Origin of the sequence: Oscillibacter sp. CAG:155, assembly GCA_000436875.1 — a bacterium.
Taxonomy (GTDB): Bacteria; Bacillota; Clostridia; order Oscillospirales; family Oscillospiraceae; genus Oscillibacter.
On the sequence record FR890845.1, the window covers coordinates 1 to 18,523 of the forward strand.

The 18,523-nt window shown below is 58.0% G+C and carries 18 protein-coding genes and 1 tRNA gene; 7 read left to right on the forward strand and 12 right to left on the reverse strand.

Annotated features, from left to right (window positions below):
* The 4 genes from QZL67_RS01500 to QZL67_RS01515 form a co-directional block, all read right to left on the reverse strand.
* Positions 1-1,155: hypothetical protein (locus QZL67_RS01500; RefSeq protein ID WP_292919634.1), on the reverse strand; the 1,155-nt coding region annotated here is incomplete at its 3' end.
* Positions 1,152-2,003 (reverse strand): ABC transporter ATP-binding protein, encoded by an 852-nt coding sequence (locus QZL67_RS01505; RefSeq protein ID WP_022289016.1) that lies wholly within the window; start codon positions 2,001-2,003, stop codon positions 1,152-1,154. The genes QZL67_RS01505 and QZL67_RS01500, both read right to left, overlap by 4 nt.
* Positions 1,990-2,745, reverse strand: a complete 756-nt coding sequence (locus QZL67_RS01510; RefSeq protein ID WP_022289017.1) for a hypothetical protein — start codon at positions 2,743-2,745, stop codon at positions 1,990-1,992. Before QZL67_RS01510 ends, QZL67_RS01505 begins: the two co-directional genes overlap by 14 nt.
* Complete coding sequence (locus QZL67_RS01515; protein WP_022289018.1) at positions 2,738-3,268, reverse strand: RNA polymerase sigma factor; 531 nt, start codon at positions 3,266-3,268, stop codon at positions 2,738-2,740. The genes QZL67_RS01510 and QZL67_RS01515 overlap by 8 nt, the downstream gene beginning before the upstream one ends.
* Before the next feature lie 232 nt (positions 3,269-3,500).
* On the opposite strand from QZL67_RS01515, the gene QZL67_RS01520 reads away from it, so the two are divergent.
* The 6 genes from QZL67_RS01520 (at position 3,501) to QZL67_RS01545 (ending at position 8,704) form a co-directional block, all read left to right on the forward strand.
* A complete protein-coding gene (locus tag QZL67_RS01520; RefSeq protein WP_022289019.1) occupies positions 3,501-4,175 on the forward strand; it encodes a response regulator transcription factor in 675 nt (224 codons plus the stop codon).
* A gap of 3 nt (positions 4,176-4,178) precedes the next feature.
* Positions 4,179-5,162, forward strand: a complete 984-nt coding sequence (locus tag QZL67_RS01525; RefSeq protein ID WP_022289020.1) for a HAMP domain-containing sensor histidine kinase — start codon at positions 4,179-4,181, stop codon at positions 5,160-5,162.
* Positions 5,163-5,271: 109 nt separating this feature from the next.
* A complete protein-coding gene (locus tag QZL67_RS01530; protein WP_022289021.1) occupies positions 5,272-6,039 on the forward strand; it encodes an ABC transporter ATP-binding protein in 768 nt (255 codons plus the stop codon).
* A complete protein-coding gene (locus QZL67_RS01535; protein WP_022289022.1) occupies positions 6,032-7,999 on the forward strand; it encodes an FtsX-like permease family protein in 1,968 nt (655 codons plus the stop codon). Before QZL67_RS01530 ends, QZL67_RS01535 begins: the two co-directional genes overlap by 8 nt.
* 353 nt (positions 8,000-8,352) lie before the next feature.
* A complete protein-coding gene (locus QZL67_RS01540) occupies positions 8,353-8,508 on the forward strand; it encodes a hypothetical protein (RefSeq protein ID WP_292919636.1) in 156 nt (51 codons plus the stop codon).
* A gap of 43 nt (positions 8,509-8,551) precedes the next feature.
* The gene (locus QZL67_RS01545) at positions 8,552-8,704 is read left to right on the forward strand and encodes a hypothetical protein (protein ID WP_292919638.1); all 153 of its coding nucleotides are present in this window, start codon (positions 8,552-8,554) and stop codon (positions 8,702-8,704) included.
* A gap of 128 nt (positions 8,705-8,832) precedes the next feature.
* Here QZL67_RS01545 and QZL67_RS01550 read toward each other — a convergent pair whose 3' ends face one another.
* From QZL67_RS01550 to polA, 8 genes are all read right to left on the reverse strand, one after another.
* Positions 8,833-10,686: a M56 family metallopeptidase gene (locus tag QZL67_RS01550; protein WP_022289023.1), complete on the reverse strand. Its 1,854-nt coding sequence runs from the start codon at positions 10,684-10,686 to the stop codon at positions 8,833-8,835.
* Positions 10,683-11,060 carry a BlaI/MecI/CopY family transcriptional regulator gene (locus tag QZL67_RS01555; protein WP_292919640.1) on the reverse strand — a complete coding sequence of 126 codons (378 nt, stop codon included), beginning with the start codon at positions 11,058-11,060 and terminating at the stop codon, positions 10,683-10,685. The genes QZL67_RS01550 and QZL67_RS01555 overlap by 4 nt, the downstream gene beginning before the upstream one ends.
* A gap of 374 nt (positions 11,061-11,434) precedes the next feature.
* A complete protein-coding gene (locus QZL67_RS01560) occupies positions 11,435-11,788 on the reverse strand; it encodes a tyrosine-type recombinase/integrase (protein WP_022289025.1) in 354 nt (117 codons plus the stop codon).
* A 431-nt stretch (positions 11,789-12,219) separates the two neighbouring features.
* Positions 12,220-12,295, reverse strand: a tRNA-Thr gene (locus QZL67_RS01565).
* A 695-nt stretch (positions 12,296-12,990) separates the two neighbouring features.
* A complete protein-coding gene (tsaD, locus tag QZL67_RS01570) occupies positions 12,991-14,013 on the reverse strand; it encodes a tRNA (adenosine(37)-N6)-threonylcarbamoyltransferase complex transferase subunit TsaD (RefSeq protein ID WP_022289026.1) in 1,023 nt (340 codons plus the stop codon).
* A 30-nt stretch (positions 14,014-14,043) separates the two neighbouring features.
* On the reverse strand, positions 14,044-14,637 hold the full coding sequence (locus tag QZL67_RS01575) for a GNAT family N-acetyltransferase (RefSeq protein WP_022289027.1): 594 nt from the start codon (positions 14,635-14,637) through the stop codon (positions 14,044-14,046).
* Complete coding sequence (rimI, locus tag QZL67_RS01580; protein WP_022289028.1) at positions 14,591-15,097, reverse strand: ribosomal protein S18-alanine N-acetyltransferase; 507 nt, start codon at positions 15,095-15,097, stop codon at positions 14,591-14,593. The genes QZL67_RS01575 and rimI overlap by 47 nt, the downstream gene beginning before the upstream one ends.
* 167 nt (positions 15,098-15,264) lie before the next feature.
* Positions 15,265-17,919: a DNA polymerase I gene (polA, locus tag QZL67_RS01585; RefSeq protein ID WP_022289029.1), complete on the reverse strand. Its 2,655-nt coding sequence runs from the start codon at positions 17,917-17,919 to the stop codon at positions 15,265-15,267.
* Between the two features lie 166 nt (positions 17,920-18,085).
* On the opposite strand from polA, the gene QZL67_RS01590 reads away from it, so the two are divergent.
* Positions 18,086-18,487 (forward strand): hypothetical protein, encoded by a 402-nt coding sequence (locus QZL67_RS01590; protein ID WP_022289030.1) that lies wholly within the window; start codon positions 18,086-18,088, stop codon positions 18,485-18,487.
* Positions 18,488-18,523 lie beyond the last annotated feature (36 nt).

The following is an 18,523-nucleotide window of genomic DNA, read 5'->3' on the forward strand; positions in this document are numbered from 1 at the left end:
TCTTGACTTATTACCATTGGACTTTCTCATAAAGCGGCGCAGTGCCAAAGCCGTTCCGGCGCCAAGAAGCAGCAGATCCAACACCACAGTGATGGTCTCCTGCCAGGGCAGCACCGCGTTAAGGCCCAGCTCCGTAAACCACCCGCCGCAGCAGAGCCACACGATAGTTGGCTGAAAGCAGGAGATCTCATATCCCACCCACAGCTTGAGGTTTCCCAGAACCGAGGTGAACCCCAGACCCCCAAAGCAGAAAATTCCCAGCACCAGCGCCGCCAGATAAGGACTGCGGACCAGGGCACCGCAGAGAGCCGCCAGCAAAGAAAACACCGCCGTCAACGCTGCTCCCAAGGCCAGAGCCGCCGCCAGATACCCAGCCACGGTGAAGTCCCCCCAGGTAAGGAAGGGCCGCACCAGCAGCATGTCCGAGAGGTAGTTGAACTGGCTGGAAACGCTGGCACCCCAGATGCCGCCGTAGTCAAACCGGGCAAAGTACAGCCCCAGAGAAGGCCCGGCCACCAGGGCCAGAAACGTCGGTGCTGCCACAAGGGACGAGAGGACCTTGGTCCGTCCCAGACGCCGCCCGGTCCGGGAGGCGCAGGCAAGGCTCTCCGTTTTGTGCAGTTCCTCGTACCCCAGAAGATACAGCGTCCCCAGCATGGCGGCCATCGCCGCCTCTCCCAGCATGGCCCGCATCAGTGTCCCGAAGAGAAATTGGTGACTCCCCTGGGTGACAGGCCCGGCATACAGGTCCATGCCGGCGTCCGTCCGGGCCAGGTGGTCCACCCGCTTCGCCAGGAGATCGTATTTCCAGGCCATCCACGACACAGCCGTAGGAGAGGTCTTCACCACATCCGTATAGAAATCCTTCAAACTGCCGGTATCATAGGTTTCGAAGATATCCTCCAGGCCGGTGACGGACTGGAGCAGAGCCGCCCGGTTCTCCGTCTCCGGCATGGCCTCCAGGCCATCACAAAACGCCTGATCCACCCGCTGGCCCAGGCAGGCGGCGTCTGCCGAAGTCTCGTTGAAGAAAGTCCGGTCCCACTCCGAGAGCGTGCAAATCAAAAACGCATTGAAGAGAAGGCTCAGACCCAGGAAAACCCACAGGGCCGGCAGACGGAAGAGTTTGCGCCACTCGTACACGGCCAGGCTCATGGCTGTTCCTCCCGATAGATGGCAAGGAAGGCATCCTCCAGCCCCGGCACCGCAGAAACGGCCCCGGCGGGTGGTTTTTCCGTCAGGATGCGCAGCACCGGTCCCTCCGCGCTCTGCCCCTCGCTGAGGAAAAACTGGTCCGGCCCCAGAATTGTTCCCGCTGGGACCTGAAAGACCTTCCCGTGAAACCGGGCGCAGATGTTGGCAGGGGTGTCGCAGCAGTAGAGATGGTGATCCCGGAACATGACGATCTGTCCGGCGATGGTCTCTACGTCGGAGACAATGTGGGTGGACAGCAGTACAATCCGGTCCTCCGCCAGGGAGTGGATGAGGTTCCGGAACCGGACCCGTTCCCGGGGGTCCAGCCCGGCGGTGGGCTCGTCCAGGATCAGCAGTCGAGGATCATTCAGCATGGCAGCGGCGATCCCCACCCGCTGGATCATGCCGCCGGAGAACTTCTTGAGCTTTCGCTCTCCGTCCGCCCCCAGCCCCACCAGCTCCAGGAGGCGACTGATGCGTCCCTCCGCCTCCCGCTTCGGGATGCACTGGAGCGCGGCCACATACCGCAGGAACTGTCGGGGGGTGTAATTGGGATAGTACCCGAACTGTTGGGGGAGATATCCCAGCAGCCCCCGGTAGTCCGCCCCCAGGGCCAGAATGTCCTCTCCGTTCCAGAGGATCTCTCCCTTTGTGGGAAACAAGAGCGTCGCCAGCATTTTCATCAGGGTGGTCTTTCCGGCACCGTTGGGTCCCAGCAGTCCGTAGACGCCGGAAGAAAACGTCAGGGAGATGTCCTCCAGAGCCGTGAAGGTTCCATATTGCTTTGTGACATGTTCAACTGAGAGCATAGATGCTTCCTCCTTCTGTGCGCCGCCGGCAGAAGCGGCGCAGCTCCGTGAAATACAGGGCCAGAGCGGCAGCGGTGAGCAGGCAGAACAATGCAGTGGGCACGCCTGCAAGCCACCGGGCGGCCCGACCCCACAGCAGCGGAACGGTCCCCAGCGCCGCCCAGGCCGCCGGGGCCGTCAGCAGGCCCACGATTCCCCGAAGCCGCATGCAATAGAGTGCCAACACTCCATACAGGCACAAGCTGGAGACGGACAGGGCTACCATCCAGGAAAGAGATTCCCTTCCTCCCGCAAGGTGCCACAGCAGCAGGTTGACCGGCACACACACCAGCACCGATGTTCCTCCGAACACCAGCATCCGCAGTGCGGTCATGGCCCGCAGGGAGACGCGGCAGGTCTGCCGCCACTCCAGCGTACCGGACTGTGCCTCCTTCCAGGCGGTCAGCAGATGGAGCGCAGCATACAGCGCGGGAGACAGCAAAAACAATGCCGGACCCACAGGCCCCTGCCGGGCTGCCGCGGCGGCTGCAGGCAGCAAACACAAAACCAGAAACAGTACGGAGAGAAACAGGCAGTCCGCCGCGCCGAAAAACAGTGTTTGCAGTCCTGTCGCCCGTACGGTTTCCGCCAACGTGTGCCGGAGCCCCGGCCGGGGCGGAAGTCCGGCGTCCAGGATGCGGGCCACGGCGGCATTCTTTTCCGCCTCCGTGGGCATGGGGATTTCGTTCCAGAAGTTATCCATGTGGATCAAACTCCTTTCTCAGCCGCCCCAGCAGGCGGTAATAGCGGGATTTTACCGCCGCTTCCGGTTCTCCCAGGGCGGCGGCGATTTCCGGGAAGGACTGCTCTCCATAGAGCCGCAGGCGGAACACCGCCTGGGCCTGCGGGTCCAGGCCGGAGATATAGGCCTCGATCTGTTCCAGCAGCGCCCGATCCTGAATCCGGACCGCGAAGTCCTCTTCCGACGGCACCTCCAGCTCCTCCATGGACAGGGGCATCAGGCGGGTTCTTCTGCGGGCGTCGATGACCTTGTTGGCGGCAATGCGGTAGAGCCAGGTACGGAACGTTCCCCGCTCCGCCCGATAGGTGGGCAGAGCCCGCAGCATGGCCAGGAAAATAGACTGGGTCAGGTCCATGGCGTCCTCCTTATGACCGGTCTGGCGGTATACAAAGCGGTAGATCTCGTCGTAGTGGGCCCGAATCAGCTGATCTGCCGCCGTCCGTGAGCCCTTGCGCTGGATCTCCCGAATCCATTGTTCTTCCACTGTCTCACCGCCTTCCCGCCTGTATATTCGCACATCAGGGTACCATCGTTTCAAAAAATTGAAAAGAATTTTCAGAAAATGACTGGGTATTTGTTTCAGGGACAGCTGCTCTATAAAAGGAGCTGGCTGCAAGTTCCCTCCTCCCTGCCGCAGCAGCCCGCAATCCCGGCTGCCGGTGATTGACAATCCCGGGGCAGAATGGTACGCTCTTTCCTATCGAGGAGGTGGGTCCGTGTATCGCATTTTTCTGGTAGAGGATGATGAGGTCATTGCCGGTGCCGTAGCCCGTCATCTGGAGGGCTGGGGCTACACGGTCCGCTGCGCCCAGAAATTCGACCGGGTGCTTCAGGAGTTTGCCGCCTTCGACCCCCAACTGGTGCTGCTGGACATCTCCCTGCCCTTTTTCAACGGCTATCACTGGTGCCAGGAAATCCGCAAGGTCTCCAAGGTGCCCATTTTGTTTCTGACTTCCGCCGGGGACAGCGTCAATACCGTCATGGCTATGCAGCTGGGCGGCGACGACCTGCTGGCCAAGCCCTTCGACCTGCAGGTTCTCTCCGCCAAAGTCCAGGCCATGCTGCGCCGGGCCTATGACTTCGGCCCGCCCACCCACCTGCTCCAGTGCGGCGGCGCGGTGCTGAACGTGTCCGACGGGACGCTGACCGCCGCCGGGCAGCGGGTGGAGCTGACCCGGAATGAATTTCGGATTTTGCAGATGCTGCTGGAGCGGAAGGGTCAGACCGTCAGCCGGGAGGCTCTGATGACCCGTCTGTGGGAGTCCGACAGCTTTGTGGATGAGAACACCCTCACCGTCAATGTGGGCCGATTGCGGCGGAAGCTGGAGGCAGCAGGGCTGCCGGATCTGATCCGCACCCGGAAGGGCGAGGGATATCTGGTGGAGGAATAGTCCATGGAACTTCTGGCATACCTGAAGCGGCAGCGTCTGCTGCTGGTTCTGCTTGCGGGGATCGCCGCCGTGTTCGCTGCGGTGTTCTCCCTGTACGATCTGCCATTGGAGGCAGTGGGCTATGGGGCCCTTCTCTGCCTGGTTCTTGGGGCAGTGCTGTTCATTCTGGGTTTCCGGCGCTTTCGCTCCCGGCACCGGGAGCTGCGGCAGCTGCTGGACCGGGCGGAGGAACCGGTGCTTCCCCTCCCTCTTGCCGGGGATTTGCTGGAGGAGGATTATCAGGCACTGCTGACAGCGGTGGCCGCCCACCGTACCCGACTTCTGGCCCGGGAGCGGGACAAGCTGGAGGACATGACCGACTACTATACACTCTGGGCCCATCAGATCAAAACCCCTATGGCCGCCGCCGGGCTGCTGCTTCAGGAGGACCCGCCGCCCCGGGAACAATTGGAGGCGGAACTTTTGAAAATCGGCCAGTACGTGGACATGGTGCTGGGCTACCTGCGGCTGGACAGCGACTCCACTGACTACGTCTTTCAGGATACGGACCTGGACGCCCTGATTCGCCAAGGGATTCGGAAGTTTGCCCGGCTGTTCATATTGAAGCACATCACCCTGGATTTCCGGGAGACGGGCCGCACAGTGCTCACCGACGGCAAGTGGCTCTCCTTTGTGGTGGAGCAGCTTCTCTCCAACGCTTTGAAGTACACGCCCGCCGGGGGCACCGTCCGGATCTATGGGGATGGCGAAACACTGGTAGTTGCGGATACCGGCATTGGAATCCGGGAGGAAGATCTGCCCCGGATTTTCGAGAAGGGCTTTACCGGCTACAATGGCCGGGCAGGACAGAAGTCCACCGGCATCGGACTGTATCTGTGCCGCCGGGTGACGGAAAAGCTGAATCATGATCTCACCATCGTGTCCCGGCCCGGGCAGGGCACCATTGTCCGGCTGGATCTGAGCCGGACAATGCGAACCATGGAGTGATTCCTTACAAAAGTGTAAGATACCGGGCCGGACTGTAAGCCAGGGCGATGGCGGGCAGTCCGGCTCCGCTGTTATACTGGAGTCATCCCAAGGCAAGGAGGCTTTTCTTATGGCACTGCTGGAAGTACAGCACCTGCAGAAAATCTACACCACCCGCTTCGGCGGCAATCAGGTCCAGGCCCTCTCCAACGTGAATTTCTCCTTGGAGCCGGGAGAGTACGTGGCCATCATGGGGGAGTCCGGCTCCGGCAAGACCACCCTTTTGAACATCCTGGCGGCATTGGACCGTCCCACCGCCGGTGAGGTGTTTTTGAACGGCAAGGCTCTCTCGGATATCCGGGAGCGGGACCTGGCGGCCTTCCGCCGGTCTCACCTGGGCTTCGTGTTCCAGGATTTCAACCTGCTGGACACCTTCTCCCTTCAGGACAATATCTTCCTGCCCCTGGTGCTGGCGGGCACCGACTACCCGACCATGCGCAAACGGCTCCAGCCTATCGCGGAGCAGCTGGGCATTACGGATATTCTCACCAAGTACCCCTACGAGGTCTCCGGCGGCCAGAAGCAGCGCGCCGCTGTGGCCCGGGCTCTGATCACAGGCCCTCAGATCATCCTGGCGGACGAACCCACCGGCGCCCTGGACTCCCGTGCATCAGACAATCTGCTGGAGCTGTTCGGAGAGGTGAACGGCGGCGGGCAGACCATTTTGATGGTCACCCACTCGGTGAAGGCTGCCAGCCATGCCGGACGGGTGCTGTTCCTCCGGGACGGGGAGGTGTACCACCAGCTCTACCGGGGCAGCGAGAGCCGGGAGAGTCAATTCCGCCGCATTTCCGACACGTTGACTGTCCTGGCAGAGGGAGGCGGTTCCCATGCGTAAGTCCGGTTTTTTCCCCCGGCTGGCTCTGGTGAACCTGCTGCGCAACGGCCGGTACTACGGGCCGTACCTTCTCTCCTGCGGCAGCACCGCCGCCATGTTCTACATTCTCCGTTACCTGACAGTCAGCGACATCGTCGCCTCTGTCCGGGGTGCCGGGTATCTCCAGAGCCTGATGTACCTGGGCTGCATCGTGGTGGCTCTCTTTTCCGCGGTGCTGCTGCTCTACGCCAACAGCTTCGTCATGAAGCGGAGGCAGCGGGAGCTGGGACTTTACAACATTCTCGGATTGGAAAAACGGCATATCGCCCTGCTGTGTTTCTGGGAAACTCTCTACTGCGCCCTGGCCGCCATCCTAGGAGGGCTGGCCGTCGGCATCTTGTTCAGCAAGCTGACGCTGCTGCTGCTTTTGCAGCTCTCCCGGCTGCCGGTGGAGTTCGGCTTCGAGATCAGTGTGGAGGGCATGGTCAGCACCACCTCTCTGTTCACGGTTCTCTTTGCCCTGACCCTGGTGTGCAACCTTGTCCGCATCGGCCGGGCCCGGCCGGTGGAGCTGCTCCACAGCGAATCTGCCGGAGAGCGGGAACCCAAAACCAGACGGCTGCTGGTGGTGCTGGGTCTGCTGACTATGGGAGGCGGCTATTTCCTCTCCTGGAAGGTCCAGCAGCCCTTGGAGGCTCTGGCCTTTTTCTTCCTGGCGGTGGTGCTGGTGATGATCGGCACCTATTGCCTGTTCACCGCCGGATCGGTGGCGGTGTTAAAAGCCCTGCGCTCCAATCCCGGCTATTACTACCAGACCCGGCACTTCACCGCCGTGGCGGGATTGCTGCACCGGATGAAGCAGAACGCCGTGGGCCTTGCCAACATCTGCATCCTCTCCACCATGGTACTGGTAACGGTATCCACTACCGTCAGCCTCTACCAGAGCTGCGAGGAAACGCTGAACCAGATGTTTCCCTTCGATATCCAGGTCGTTCAGTCCCTCAGCGGCTACGGCGAGGATGTGGTGCTGCCCGCGTCAGAAGAGGTCCGGGCCAAGGTGGAGGAGAATCTTGCCGCCTCCGGCCGCACAGCATCCCACTTTGGTTGGCTCAACCTTGCAGAGGACTGGTGCGGGTACAGCGGAAACACCTTTCAATGGGAGACAGACCCCAAGGTCCATCTGCAGCTGGTGACAGCGGAGGATTACACCCGCTGCACCGACCAGGAGATCACGCTGGAAGCAGGCCAGGTACTGGCCTATACCGAAGGGCTCGATCTGCCGGACACCTTTTACATCGGTTCCCTGCCCTTCCGCATTGCGCAGCGGCTGGAGACGGACCTGCCGATGAATGGCAGCGCTTTCGTCACCAATGAGACCGCATCGGTGACGCTGGTGGTGGCAGACCGGGCAGTGCTGGATGAAATCATGGCGCAGCCCGGAAGAGATGTTTTTTCCAAACAGTTTCTGATCCAGATGAACGTGGACGGCACTGACGAGGAAAAGCGCTCCCTGGCCTGGGACATTCTCAGCGGCGTTCCCGGTGAGGGGGTCGCCGTCAACAGCCGACAGGACAACACTCTGGACCTCTATACCATGTACGGCGGCTTTCTCTTCCTGGGGATCTTCCTGGGGCTGCTGTTCTTGCTGGCCACGGCCCTTATCATCTACTACAAGCAGATCTCCGAAGGGTACGAGGACCAGCGCCGCTACCGGATTTTGCGGCAGGGGGGGATGACGGACCGGGAGATCCGAGCCTCCATCCAAACGCAGATTCTGCTGGTGTTCTTCCTTCCTCTGTGTATGGCAGGCATCCATACGGCGGCAGCCTATCCCATGGTCTCCAAGCTGCTGAAGCTGTTCCAGCTCACCAGCACCGGCCGCTACGCTTTGTGCGCAGCGGGAACACTGGCGGTATTCTGCGCCGTTTACGCCCTGGTCTACGGTCTGACGGCCCGGGCCTACCGCCGGATCGTGGCGTGATCCACATAATATCAGGAGGCGGACCGTCCCACAGGAACGGTCCACCTCCTGATGATTTTTCAATTAGGACATGTGCCATTGTATGGCGGCGCCTGCTGGCACAATCACTCCTGCCGCAGTCTCTCTACAATGGTCTGACGGGCCGCCGTCCGACAACTTCGCAGGGACCCCCGGGTGAAGCGGCAGGTGAAGAGCCAGAGGATCTGCCCCAGTATAAATCCCCTTCGCGGCTCTGAAAAGGCCATGGCAAACCTGCGGCAGAATGGTACGTTTCGATTTCTTTTAAAAAATACCAGTACGGGATTCGCATCATAAACTGCCCGCAGCAGGGCAATCTATGTCCGGTGATGAAAATGAAATACGAAGATCCCAATATGGAAGCCTATTGGAACAGCCTTCCCAGCCAGGTCCAGTCCCTTATCAATGAAACCGGCATTGAGATCTGTTCGCTGGGAATGCTGATGAAACTGGGCGATTACTACCAAAACGGCAATGGCGGGGAAAAATGAGAGACCCCGCCTCTGATAGAGAACGGTTGTTGAGGTGATTTTTGTGAGTAAAAAGAAACCGGAGATTTCCCGGCCAAAGCCGGACCAAGTGGAAGAGCCGATCCCTTCCAAAATCTATCCAGCCATTGACAATGACCTGGCCCGCGATAATATAGAAAATGATATCCCTGCCGCAGACCTGGAGGATTTGAGATAATACCGCTCCTTCCATCATGGGGCGGGATTCTCCAGAAAAGGCATCGCAAGAGCGGCAAAACAGCAGCTGCCCATCGGAACGATTTCCGATGGGCAGCTGTTTCAATCTGCACAGCAGGTCGTCCAATGCTATGTATCGCCCACATCAAAGCGAAAAACTGCGTTATAGGCAGCCCCGTTTTCACCTTCCAATACAGCAAATATCGTATACCGTGCCGGAAAGTCTGCAAGCGGCAATAGATACGGCTCTTCCAGATCGGATTGAGAGAGGGAATAGCGGATTTTCTGATCCCAGGACTCCACTTCGACGCGAAAATCAGAAACCAGTGTACAGGAGAACTTCAGGACAGCCTCGCTGGCGTCATAGCCGAATACACCGTTTACTTCACCGTCCGAAGGCGCATCGGGGATGATCAGCTGTGTGGTCTGTCCACTCTCGGTTTTTTCCAATTTGTAAAGAGTGGCTCCGATTTTTTGAGAGTAGGGAGAGCCGGGTGTTTGAAGATACAGATTGAGTGCCGGAGCGGAAATGAGGGGCGTATGGAGCATCTCCCAATCCGTTCCGCCAGGGATGTAATACCATTGTGTGGTCCGATCTTTGCCGTATAACGGGACCACTTCCAGCGCCTTATCACACAAAACCACCCCCAGTTTCCCTTCCGGCGTATCATACAAAAAGGTAAATTTCTGATCGCTTCCATCAAAGGAATAGTTGCCTGTCAGCTGGTACAGTTCCAGCGATGCCATGTAGGTATGGAACGCCTCCTGATTGGGACACAGCCAAGTCGTGTCGTACGGATCGTCAGCCAATTCGATATGACTTAAATGGTACTCTGACAGATCCCGGGACCGGTAAATCACTTCCGCGCCTGTACTGCCGTTGTAGGCCAAAGCGACATAGCCGCAACTCATACAAAGCACAAAAAACATCAGCCCGACCAGCAGCGCGCCGGAATGCTTCTTCGGCGGCTTGACCACATTTTTCAGGCGATACCGCATGGCGGACGCAGTCGCGGACAAACAGGTGGTAAATCCCCGCTCATCGCCGGCCGTCTCCAGCAGCAAACCGGCATACTGGTGTCTGGTATTTTCATCGCAGCCAACCAGAACGGTTTCATCACAGCTCAGTTCCAAATCATCTGCGCTTTTCCGCATGGCAATCCACATCAGGGGATTGAACCAGCACATGGCGGTACAAAATACCAGGAAAAATTTTGACCAGGAGTCCTCTCTTCCAATGTGGATAATCTCATGCCGGAAGATCAATGACAGCTCTTCTTCAGAATAGGTGCGATCCGGGAGGACCACCCGGATTCTGCGCCGGAACAGGCCAACGGAAAGCGGAGTCACTACACTTTGGGAAGTGACCAGTTTGAATCCAGGCTTTTTGAAATTTGCATATTTCAGCTCGCGATCCCATACGGCAAGCACCGCCGGGTCCGTGACGGGCACCGCATGTCTCAGAATCCGAAAGCGAAACGCAAGATGGGAAAGGATCTTCCAACCAAGAATCGTCCCAAAACCCACGGCCCACACGCCAAACAAGCCCCAAACCAGATTGCCCGGAGCCCGAATCACGAAAAGCGGCATAGGGATCTCCATATAACTTTGCGACGTAATATAGAGATAATTGGGGATCATCCAGAGCATGGCACAGGCTCTGGCGCTGAAATGCCTGCGGAGCAGCGGCAGCAGTGCCATCAAAATCACATAGTACACGCTGATGTGCAGGAAAATCCCAAAGCAAAACGAGAGCATCAGCTGGGCCGTAGCTTTCCCTCCGCCATCAAGCAGCGACAGCCCCACAAGGGTCATGATAAATAGCGGAAGAATCATCCCGGGTACATAGGGCAGGTAACGCTGCCGTTCTGTTGGTTCATTTTCGGTGCCAATTTCAGCATCATACCGCGAAAACACAACCCAGGAAAATACCCCGCTCATGATGGCGGCAAACAGGCCCTTTATAAAGAGTTCTGTGCTCATAGCATCCCCCTTTCCAGGAGATCCCGAAGTTCAGCCACCTCTTCTCTGCTCAACCCGCTGTCACATAGCGCAGCGGCAAATGTGGAGAGATTGCCGCCGCACAGCTTGTGAAGGAATCGATTGCTCTGTTGTGCAAGATAGTCGTGCTGGGAGATCAGCGGCACATATCGGGCACTGCGTCCCACTTTTTCGATCCGAAGGAATCCCTTTTCTGAAAGACGCGTCAATACAGTCAGCAGCGTCGTGAGGGCCATAGGGTGTGTGTCTTTCAGGATTTCATGGATGTCTGTCCGGGTCACAGGCGGCGCACAGGCCCAGATCGCCTGCATGACCTCCAGCTCTGCATCCGGCAATCGGCGAATGGAGCCTGCCATCATATTCACCTCCCTTTACTCTACAATTGTAGTTCTATTGTCATTCTACATTTGTAGAATATATTTGTCAAGCGCGTGGACCATCCGAAAGGGGATATTCCGGGTATGGCCTAAGTCAAGAACAAGCTGACCATATCCAACCGGAGCACAGTGCAGGAACGGGGATCTCCGGCCATGGCCTGCCCGCAGTTAGCCAACCACACCGCAAAGGGATATTGCGATTTTACAAAATATCAAAATCTGAAACATATTGTAAGGAATATCCTGCATTCGTTGGTATTATTGATATTGCGTAGAATTTGCCATTTTCAGATACTATCAAATATCAACGCAAATAAACAAAATAAAATACACACAGAAAAAGGACAGCGGAATCACCCCGCCGCCCTCTCTTTTTGCTGGGAAAGATAGGCGTCCAGCTTTTCCACGCTGGCCTGCTCCCAGCTTTTTGTCAGGTGGGTATAAATCTCCATGGTGGTCTGCTCGTTGGCGTGTCCCAGCATGGACGCAGCAGACTTGACATCTACCCCGGCGTCATAACAAATCGTGGCGAATGTATGCCGCATCCAGTGGAGCGTATAGGGATAGATACACCTAGATACACCGCGGCACTTTGCAGCCGCCAGGGCCGCCGTCTGCCTGTTCGGTGGTGTAAAGCCCCGCCCCGTCGCAAAAGTCGTGCCAGAGGTCCGACAGCTGCCGGGAGTTAAGATCATTTCCTTGTGCATCACGAAAGATAAGCCCGATCCGGTCCTTCGGCAGCACGTCCGCCAGAGGCGCCAAAAGCTCACCCCAGCGGCATCCTGTGAACAGCGCCATCAAGCCCAGCATTCAGCCCGGGCCCGATAAGACATGACGGCGGCGATCTGATTATTGTCCAGCGTCTCGCGTTCCGTCCTGGTCATCTCCCGGGAATCTCAATTTCCGCAGTGTGGGCTACGCCAGCTAGGCCAGTTTCGGCTTGGGCATAGGCGGCGTACTCAACATTGTACTGGACCCGCTGTTCATGTTCGCTATCCTGCCGGAGGGACAGGAGGCCGAACTTACCTGCCGGTGCGCTGCATTTTTTCGCCCGTGTGGGTCGCGATTTTGGCGCCTCTAAAATTCGGAACTTTTGCAAAAAGAAACTCCCTGAAAACGGTTGTTTTCAGGGAGTTTCTGGAGCTACTGGCCGGACTCGAACCGGCGACCTGCTGATTACGAATCAGCTGCTCTACCAACTGAGCCACAGTAGCATCAAAACAAATTTAAATTTTCAAAAGCAAATTGCTTCCGCTTCAGACAAGGTTAATCATATCATAATTTCCATGCAGCGTCAACACCTTTTTCCACCCATGCTGTATACACGCCTCCGTGTATATTACGGCTCGTATTTTTGCAGGATTACTTGCATTTTTTGAAATCAATTCGGATGAAATATGTCGAATTCATCAGAATTTGCAGGAAAGTCAACAGACAAACCGACAGTTTTTCTCACCGTTTTTTGATATTTCTCGACTGCTCCTCCAGTATTCTTTCCACATTCTCCACAGAGTTCTCCACTTTTTCAATTCACATAATTTTTATTATCCAAATTCTTTACAAATGGTTATCCACATTTTCCACAAGGTTTTCAACACGCTATATTCCCTTTAATTTCAATAAGTTCATCGATTTTTGTAATTTTTTTACAATCTTTGTAACTGGTGTTTTACACAGTTAACTCCTCCCGCATTAATTTACATAATATCTTCGCTTTTCACATATATTCGTTGTTTTGCCGGTTTTTTCAGCTCATGTAACCGAATTTGCAAAATTTTTGAGCACCCCTTCAAAAAAGCAAGTTCACTTCCTTTACGTTTGGTTTACATTTTTTTACATATTCATTTTTGTTATCCGCTTCCACAGGGTTTCTCCAAAAAAAGAGCGGCTGCCCACAGCAGCCGCTCTTTCAATTGTCATCCGCCTCCGCCTCAATGGCCCGCGTGGCATAGGCATTTAAGGACATGTCTGCCGTATGGCCGGCCAGGTACTCATAATATCCCTGCGCACCAATCATGGCTCCATTGTCCCCGCACAGCCGCAGCGGCGGCAGGTACAGCCGACATCCAGCCTCAGCACAGGCTCGCTCCAGGTCTCCCCGGATAATAGAATTGGCCGCTACGCCTCCCGCCGCGCAGAGAGCCTTGCGCCCCGTCTGGCGAAGCGCCTCCATGGCACGGGGAACCAGTGTGTCGCTGACCGCCTGCGCAAAGTCCCTGGCAAGCGCCGCGCGGTCCAGTTCCTCCCCAATCTGCTGGGTGTGATGTGCCAGATTCACAACCGCCGTTTTCAGTCCTGAAAAACTCATATCCAGCGGCGCTCCATCCACATGGGAAAGGGGCAGGCGGTACACGCCGCCCTTGGACTGCTGCGCCAGCCGATCCAGCGGCGCGCCGCCGGGATACGGCAGCCCCAATACCCGTGCAGCTTTGTCAAAGCACTCTCCCGCCGCGTCATCCCGTGTAGCACCTAAAATGTGCAGGTCCGTGTAGTCCCGCACATCCACAATGAGGGTATTTCCTCCAGAGATGGCCAGAGCCAGAAAGGGTGGCTCCAGTTCCGGAAATGCCAGATAGTTGGCGGCAATATGTCCCCGCACATGGTGGACGGGGATCAGCGGTACCCCCAGGGCAAAGGCCACGGATTTGGCAAAACTGAGCCCCACCAGCACCGCACCAATCAAGCCGGGAGCATAGGTCACCGCCACGGCGTCGATGTCCTCGCGGGTACACGCCGCCTGACGCAGCGCCTGCTCCGTCAGAGCCGCAATGACCTCCACATGCTTACGGGAGGCAATCTCCGGCACCACACCGCCATACAAAGCGTGCATATCCGCTTGAGAGGCAATGGCGTCGGAAAGGACTTTCCGGCCATCCTCCACCACCGCCACAGCAGTTTCGTCGCAGGAGGATTCAAACGCAAGGATTTTCATTGGGACGCATCCCCTCTCTCTTTATTCATTTTATTCATTCCAATCCACTCTGGGCATTGGCTCCGCGTCGGGCTCCCGCGGAATCCGAATATATCGGGCATATTTGTCCGGGGAAAAGCGGCTCAGGTAGATTGTCCTGTGGGCATCGATCAACTGCTGGTCCGGGATGGGACCATCCGCCCAATACAGCGTCTTATAGGGTACGCCGAACATCTCCGTGTCATATCCGGCCAGCCTGGCGTGGTTACGGGCATAGAACCCCAGGCGCCGCCGCGCCATGTCAGGGTCCGGCGCATACTCCGGTACCTCACTCTCCCCCAGGATAACGGTGTCCGGCTCCGCTGCCAGCATTTCAGCAAGCATCAGCGCCCCCACACCGCCGTTGCGGAAGCGGGGCGAGACACACAGATAATCCAGCAGCGCCCAGCCAGGGGCTCCCAGCCATAAAAAGCACTCCCCCACGATCTCCTTTCCATCAAAGAGGCACCAGGGACGGTAATACCCGTCCTCCACCATCTTTTGGATGATCCGCAGCGGTTTGAGCTCCGCAGCCGGAAACGACACCTTCAGGTCCGCCTCATACACCGTCTCCAGCTGTTCCGGTGTCGGCAGTTTCAGTTCCATATTCGAACTCCTTTGTCATGATGATGGCATCCTCCTTGGGATGCTCGTAGTAATTCTTCCGCCGCCCGGCGCTGCGGAAACCTCGGCTTCCATAGAGGGCGATGGCGTCGTAATTGGATGCCCGGACCTCCAGCGTCAAGAACGCCAGATGGTTTCCCTGGGCAAAGTCTAAAAACACCTGCAGCAGTTTTCCCGCCACACCCTGACGGCGGCACTCCGGCCGCACCGCCACATTGGTGATATACCCCTCGTCCAGCACTACCTGGAGTCCGGCATATCCCACGACTTTTCCACTATCGTCCAGCGCCACCAAAAACGCAGACAGCGCATTGTCCAGTTCCTCTGCCAGCATATTCCGGGACCAGGGTGTGGAAAAGCAGATCCTCTCCAGTTCCGCCACCTCATCCAGGTGATCAGCGGTCATCGGAACGATGCGCACATGCATGGATGTATGTTCCATAGAATATCCTTTCTTCGTTCAGGCCGTCTATTCGCTTCCGCATCTGCCCGGCTTCAGGGACAAGCAGATGCGTTTTTTCACGGTGCATCAGCGCCACCACCACAGTCAGATCCCGCAGCGGGCGGCACAGGCCGTGCCGGAAATCATACCGGGCTTCTATCGGCGTTTTATCCCTTGGCCTCCAGCCAGTTCGCCCCCCAGTGGGCCTCCGCCGTCAGAGGAACGGAGAGGGAAACCACATGCTCCATCTCCTCTTCCAGCAGCCGCGCCACCGCTTCCGCCTCTTCCGCCGGGCACTCCACGATCAGCTCGTCGTGGACCTGCAGGACCAGGCGTGCCTGAGGCCGTTCCGCCTTCAGCCGTCCGGCAACCGCCACCATGGCGAGCTTCATGATATCCGCCGCCGTGCCCTGAATGGGCATGTTCAGCGCCACCCGCTCACCGAAAGCGCGCAAATTGTGGTTGGAGGAGGTGAGTTCCGGCAGATCCCGCCGGCGGTGAAACAGGGTCTCCACAAAGCCGTCCTGCTTGGCCTTTTCCACCACAGCGTCCATATACTTCCGAACGCCGGGAAACGTCTCAAAGTAGGCGTCCATATATGCCTTGGCCTCCGCCACGGTGGAACCGATATCCTGACTCAGGGAGAAGGCGGAGATGCCATAGACGATGCCGAAGTTCACCGCCTTGGCCCGGCGGCGCATCTCAGGTGTCACATCCGCCCGGGCCACATGGAACACCTTGGCCGCCGTCTCCGCGTGGAAATCCCCGCCGGAGAGGAAGGCCTCCTGCATTCCCGTATCCCCGGAGATATGAGCCAGCAGCCGCAGCTCGATCTGGGAGTAGTCCGCGTCCACCAGCACACAGCCGTCGGCGGGGATGAACATTTTGCGGATCTCGCTGCCCAGGTCCGTGCGGGTGGGGATGTTCTGGAGGTTGGGCTCCGTGGAGCTGAGGCGCCCGGTAGCAGTCACCGTCATCTGGAAGGAGGTACGCACCCGGCCGTCCGGGTCCATGGCCTTCAGGAGTCCCTCGGCATAGGTGGACTTGAGCTTGGTGAGCTGGCGGTATTCCAGCACTGCTCCCACGATGGGAGCCTCATAACGGAGCTTCTCCAGTACGTCGGCATTGGTGGACCAGCCGGTCTTGGTCTTTTTTCCGTGGGGCAGGCCCAGCTTGTCAAAGAGGATCTGGCCCAGCTGTTTGGGGGAGTTGATGTTGAATTTCTCTCCCGCCAGGTCATAGATGTGCTGCTGGATCTCGCCGGCCCGGGCGGAGAGCAGCTCTCCAAAGGCCGCAAGGGCCCTGGCATCCACCCGGCAGCCGGTCCGCTCCATCTCCGCCAGCACCCGGCAAAGGGGCAGCTCGGCGGTCTCGAACAGGTCCCACAGGTTCTTTTCCCGCAGCTTGGGTTCCAGAGTCTCATACAGGGCATTCACCGCCGCGGCATAGCTGTCAAAGCTGGCCTCTGCCGCCGCCGGGTCTCCCAGCAGGGAGAAGGCATCCTTTTCCAGATGCACCGGCTTCGGCAGCTCTTCATTATAGTAGGTGACAAAGAGCCGCTGCAGATCGTAGCTCCCCGCTGTGGCATCCAGCAGATAGGCCGCCAAGGCCGTATCAAAGACGAATCCCTCCGCAGGTAACCCATTTTCCAGCAGCGTCCGCATCAGATCCTTGACGTTGTGAGAAACCTTTTTGATATCGGCGGAAAAGAGGGCCGTCAGCAGGGCGTTCCAGTCCCCCTGATATTTGTCGAAAAACAGCTCTGCCGTCAAGGCGTCGGCCTCCCCGGTCCCGCAGATCACCGACACACCGGTCAAATCCGGCAGCGCCAGCAGGGCAATGTGATCCGCCTCCCGCCAGAGCGCCAGCAGCTTCTCCGCCCGGGACTGCTCCGTCACCTGCTCCACCGTCATGGTGCACGCATGTGTGTGCGTCTCCTCCGCAGGCTGGTCCGCCGCCGTAAGGCCGAAACGCTCGATGAGCTTGGTGAACTCCAGTCGGAGAAAGAGCGGGTACGCCTCCGGTCCCGGCTGGCGCACCAGATTGTCCTCCGGCCGAAACTCCAGCGGCGCGTCGGTGGCGATGGTTGCCAGCCAGTAGGAATGACGGGCGCTCTCCTCTCCCGCTGTCAGCTTCTTGATGGCAGCGGGCTTGGCCTCGATGTCCGGCAGCTTTTCATAGATGGTCTGGATGCTGCCGTATTTCTGGATGAGGTCCATGGCGGTCTTCTCTCCCACGCCGGGGACGCCGGGGATGTTGTCCGAGGCATCTCCCATGAGGGCCTTCAGGTCGATCATGTGGATGGGGTCGAAGCCATACTGCTCCCGGAACGTCTCCGGGGTCATGTCTTTCGTGGTGGTCTGTCCCATGCGGGTGGAGACCAGCTTTACCTTGGTGCGGTCTGTGATGAGCTGCAGGGAGTCCTTGTCTCCCGTCACCACCACGCACGCCCAGTCCTGCGATTCGCATTTGCGGGAGATGGTACCGATCAGATCGTCCGCCTCCCAGCCCTCCAGCTCGTAGCGTGGGATATTCAGCGCGTCCAGTACCTCCTTGAGCACCGGCACCTGCATCCGAAGCTCCTCCGGCATGGGCTTGCGGGTAGCCTTGTAGGCCGCATCAGCAGTGTGCCGGAAGGTGGGCGCATGAACATCAAAGGTGACGCACAGTGCGTCCGGACTCTCCTCCCCCACCAGACGCAGCATGGTGGTGAGAAAGCCAAACACCGCGTGGGTGTAGAGCCCTTCCCGGTTGGTCAGAGGGCGGATGCCGTAATAGGCCCGGTTGATGATGCTGTTGCCGTCGATGACCATGAGTTTCATGGAAGCGTCCTCCTGTCCTGGATGGAAGATTTCAGATAACTAAGAAAGTATACCCTATTCTCCCCAATTCCGCAAGGCTGGCTTGACTTTGCCCGCATTTCTGGTAGACTGAACGTCGGGAAAATGAAATGGTTCCCCGCATCAACCCAATTGCAAGGAGTACTTAATGAAACAAACTCATTTTCAGCAACTGATCCTCAAGACCGTCCGGCTGCTGGAGCTGCTTTTGGCCGCCGTCATCGTACTGTTTATCATCTTCGGCGCACTCTATCTTCTGGGCACGACCGTCCCGTCTCTGCTGGCTGATCCCGGCAGCTTTTCCATCAGCACCTTTCTCTCCCACGCACTGCTGTTAGTGATGGGGCTGGAGTTTGTCAAGATGCTGGCGCTACACACCGCCGGAGCGGTGATCGACGTGCTGCTTTTCACCATCGTCCGACAAATGATCGTCAGCCATGCCGGTTCCCTGGAGACGCTGCTGGGCGTCGTGGCGGTAGCTGTGATCTTTGCCGTGCGAAAGTTCCTGCATCCGGACCAGTATGACGGAGAAAACACCGGATCTCTATAAAAATGATAGGACAGCCGGGCGGAATTCCGCCCGGCT